This is a genomic window from Pinirhizobacter sp. (assembly GCF_035317885.1).
Lineage (GTDB): Bacteria > Pseudomonadota > Gammaproteobacteria > Xanthomonadales > Rhodanobacteraceae > Pinirhizobacter.
In genome coordinates this window covers 1-3,726 of the sequence record NZ_DATHFX010000236.1, presented here as the reverse complement: position 1 = coordinate 3,726, position 3,726 = coordinate 1, and the positions used below count along the sequence as shown (strand labels likewise).

The 3,726-nt window shown below is 64.5% G+C and carries 6 protein-coding genes; 2 read left to right on the top strand and 4 right to left on the bottom strand.

The window, feature by feature from the left end; genetic code table 11:
- Together VK519_RS07770 and VK519_RS07765 are read left to right on the top strand one after the other, a co-directional pair.
- The coding region (locus VK519_RS07770; protein ID WP_324348757.1) for a fumarate hydratase C-terminal domain-containing protein at positions 1-193 on the top strand (193 nt) is incomplete at its 5' end.
- Positions 194-243: 50 nt separating this feature from the next.
- Positions 244-693 carry a PaaI family thioesterase gene (locus VK519_RS07765; protein ID WP_324348755.1) on the top strand — a complete coding sequence of 150 codons (450 nt, stop codon included), beginning with the start codon at positions 244-246 and terminating at the stop codon, positions 691-693.
- A 27-nt stretch (positions 694-720) separates the two neighbouring features.
- Here the strand turns inward: VK519_RS07765 and VK519_RS07760 are convergent, their stop codons facing one another.
- From VK519_RS07760 to VK519_RS07745, 4 genes are all read right to left on the bottom strand, one after another.
- Positions 721-1,968, bottom strand: coding sequence for a carbohydrate porin (locus VK519_RS07760; RefSeq protein ID WP_324348753.1), 1,248 nt, complete (start codon positions 1,966-1,968; stop codon positions 721-723).
- A gap of 227 nt (positions 1,969-2,195) precedes the next feature.
- A complete protein-coding gene (locus tag VK519_RS07755; protein WP_324348751.1) occupies positions 2,196-2,612 on the bottom strand; it encodes a hypothetical protein in 417 nt (138 codons plus the stop codon).
- A 94-nt stretch (positions 2,613-2,706) separates the two neighbouring features.
- Positions 2,707-3,096, bottom strand: a complete 390-nt coding sequence (locus VK519_RS07750; protein ID WP_324348749.1) for a hypothetical protein — start codon at positions 3,094-3,096, stop codon at positions 2,707-2,709.
- Between the two features lie 51 nt (positions 3,097-3,147).
- A partial coding sequence (locus VK519_RS07745; RefSeq protein ID WP_324348748.1) for a CocE/NonD family hydrolase occupies positions 3,148-3,726 on the bottom strand: 579 nt, incomplete at its 5' end.

Below are 3,726 nucleotides of genomic sequence, written 5' to 3'. Positions count from 1 at the left end.
CCTGGTGTCCAAGGCGATCAAGGCCTCGCGCACGGTGGCCTTCGAAGACCTTGGCATGGAAGCGATCTACGAGTTCGACGTGGTCGACATGCCGGTGACGGTGGCCGTGGACAGCACGGGAAGCTCGGTGCACAAGACCGGCCCGCGCGAATGGCAGTCGCGCATCGGCAAAATTCCCGTGGTCGTGGAATAAGCGGGCCATGGGTTGTATGATGGTTGTCATCCAAAGAGGAGGCGACCGTCATGTCACTGGCTGATGAAATCGCACGGGGCCTTACCGGCTTTGAACAATTGAAGGCACTGAAGGCTTCTGGCCAGCGGCCAGGTATCGCGATCTCGCTGGATTTCGACCTGGTCGAGGTGGACGAAGGCTTCGCGGTATTCGCCGGCATCCCCGGCGACCACGCCTATAACCCCATTGGCATGGTCCACGGTGGCTATGCTGCCACCTTGCTTGATTCATGCTGCGGCTGCGCCGTGCACAGCAAACTTGCCGCCGACCAGGCGTACACCACGCTGGAACTGAAGGTGGCCTACCACAAGGCGCTCACGCGCGACTCAGGCCGTGTCCGCGCCGAGGGCCGGGTGGTCACCATCGGGCGCCGCGCGGCCTTCGCCGAAGGGCGCCTGCTGGGTGACGACGGCAAGCTTTACGCCTCCGCCACCTCCACCCTGCTGGTGATCCAGCGCTAGGTAAGGGTTACACGTCCACGTTGAACTTCAATCCCAGCACGGTGGCGTTGTCATTGCGCGACGAGCCGCCGGGATGTTGATGTACTGCACGTTGGGGCGAAGCATCAGCCAACCGGTGGGACGGTAAGTGTAGTAGAGCTCCGCCACGCCCTCGTAGCCGCCCACCGGTGCATGGACGGGCAACAAGCCGTTGAGCTGGCGCTGGCGACGGATCACACGACCGTTCACGTGCGTGCTTCCCACGGCAAAGCCGATGTCGTCCAGCGGCCGGGAGGCGAAGGGTGCCCCCCAACTGCCGCCGATGGAGAGTTGGCGATCGGTCGTGCTGGTGCGGCGATCGGCCTGCGTGGCATTGAGGAACAACCGCACGTTCGTCGACACCTGTTGTTCGAAGTTCACGTATCCGCCGTGCGCGCCACGGCGCTGGCCGAAGGGCCGGCCGCTCAGCGCCTGCGACCCGCCGTCGATGTCGGCGTAGACGTCGTTGTGCCGCGAAGTGTCGTACCAGGCGCCGAACTTGTAGCTGCCATCCCGCTCGTCGCCGAAGACGGGCTTGATACCGAACTCCAGCGGGATCAGTGCGCCGGTGGTGCCCGCGGGATTGTTTATCTTCAGCGCGTTGCGGTTCTTCAGGTAGGCAGGATTCACCTGGTAACCGCCGAGCTTCAGGTAGGTGCTTGCACCTGTTTGCGCCGTGAGCACCAGTCCCCACTGGCTTACCGGCCAGTTGTACCAGTAGTTGCCCACCAGGTTGCCCGGTTGCGAACCGCAGAAGGTGAGGTTCTGGAAGGCGCAGTCGAAGGCGGCGAAATCCTCACCGACCGTCACCCGGCCGAACTTCACCGACAGTGCCTGGTTGAAATAGGCCTGGCGGAACCATAGTTGCGTGAGCCGCCAGGTCTGGCCGCGTCCATACACTTCCTGCACCTGCTGCAACACACCCATGTGGGTATCGTCGCTCAGGTTGCGGCCGGCGCGGTGGGTGATTGCCAAACGCAACTCCGCATCGTGCAGGCCGTAGATCTTGTCGAGATCGACATCGGCAAGAAGGCCGAGCTGGCCGCTGATGCGGTTGCGCAGGCGATCGCCGCCGCTGTAGTTGCGCGCAGCTTCCGCCGTGTAGTTGAACGAGAACGCCACGCCGCGATCGGCCAGGCGCATGCGCGTGCCGTTCCAGTCACCGGTAAGGGCGTCGTCGGCAACGTCGGCCAGGGCCGCGGCGGGGGCGAGCATGGACGCCATGGCCAGGCGGCCGGCGAGCGGGATCAAACGCATGGGTGCTCCTTGCATATGCCGGCGCGCATCCGTTGCGCGTCGGGGGCGGTGGTCGCCCGGAAAAGGAACCGTCGTCCAGAAAGCGCTCCTTGTCCAGCCTGCAAACAGGTGAACGGAGGCTTTTACGACAAATTCGATGCGGACAGGATCAAGCGGGCCCAAGGTGGGCATGAAACCAGCGGATCACCCCCGTCTGGAAGGGTGATCCGCTTCTTGCAATAAGTGCTTTAGCCCTGGTCGTCCGCCGACTTCTTGTCCTGCCACTTCTGGCGCATCTTTTCACGGATGGCCTGCCACTGCTGGCGCTGTGCATCGGTGAGCACGGCATCGATCTGCGACTGCGACGACTTCATCTGTTCGCGCACCTTCTGGCGCTGGGCCATCGGGTCGGCGCTGGTGTCGGACTTCAACGCGGCGAACTGTTGTTGCCGCTGCTGAAGGATCGCGGCGATCTTGTTCGACTGGTCCGGCGTCAGGTTCAGCATCTTGGTCAGGCGCTGGGCCTGGTGTTCGGGATCAGGCTGGCGGTGTCCCTGCATGGCGCCGGCCGGCGGAGCGGCAGCCGAGGTGTCCTGGGCGAGGGCGGCGCCGGACACGCCGAAGGCGATCAGCAGGCTGGCGACGAGGGGGAGGGTCTTGGACATGGTTTGCTCTCCGGTGGTGGTGGGAGATCAAACGCGTGCACGCCGGGCGCGTTGACACGGCCCATGCATGCATCATGCTTTTGCGAAAACGTATTTATTCGCCGGTCGGTTTGCCCGCGACGGTTTTTCGGACCGCGACGATGTGGCGCACATAGCCGGACCAGACGACAAACAACACGCCGCACACGACCGCGACGGCAGCAATGATGTTGAAGCTGTCGGCGCTACCGAGCGAAGCCTGCTGCACGCGGACAAGCCAGTCCAGCGAGAACCCCATGCGCCGCGCGGCGTCCACCACCGGCGACAACCAGGCCATCCAGGCCAATGCCGTCACGGTGAAGAAAAGGATGCCGCCGAGCGTCACTTTTCGTGCAATTGCGTCCGTGCCATGCAGGCGTCGCGCGACGATTTCCCGGCAGACCCGCGGGCGCGCCGCATGGATGGGGAGTTCGGTGCCTTGGCGATGAAGATGGGATCGATGCATGCCGCCGGTGATGCAACGAACGGGCCAGCGTGATCACTGGCCCGTTCCCCGCTAATTACCGGCTACGGGAAGGTCCACATGGCTGTCGCCGAAGATGCGCTGGGTTGCCTTTTTGTAGTCGCCGGGCTTGGCGAAGAAGATGTTGTCCACGTAGGTCTGCGGGTTGCGGTCGTACAGCGGGAACCAGCTGGACTGCACCTGCACCATCAGGCGGTGGCCAGGCAGGAACACGTGATCGGCGGTGGGCAGCGGGAAGGAGTAATCCAGTGGCGCACCGGCCTGGATGGGCTTGGCCACGGTGAACCCCTCGCGGTAGCGGCCGCGCAGGATGTCGCCGGCGATCATCAGCTGGTAGCCGCCCATGGCCGCGTCCATCGGTTCCATGTCCGGATAGACGTCGATCAGCTTCACCACCCAGTCGCTGTCCGTGCCGGTGGTGCTGGCGCGCAGGTGCACCACGGGCTGGCCGCGGATCACCAGCGGCTGGGTGAGTACGTCGGATGTCCAGGAAACCACGTCCGGGCGGCCGGATGCCTCGCGCTGGTCATCCACCAGCCATTCCGACCAGGTCTGCCCCGGATCGTAGCCCACCGGCTGGATCGGCCGGGCGCGGAAGGGCACGGGCTTGGC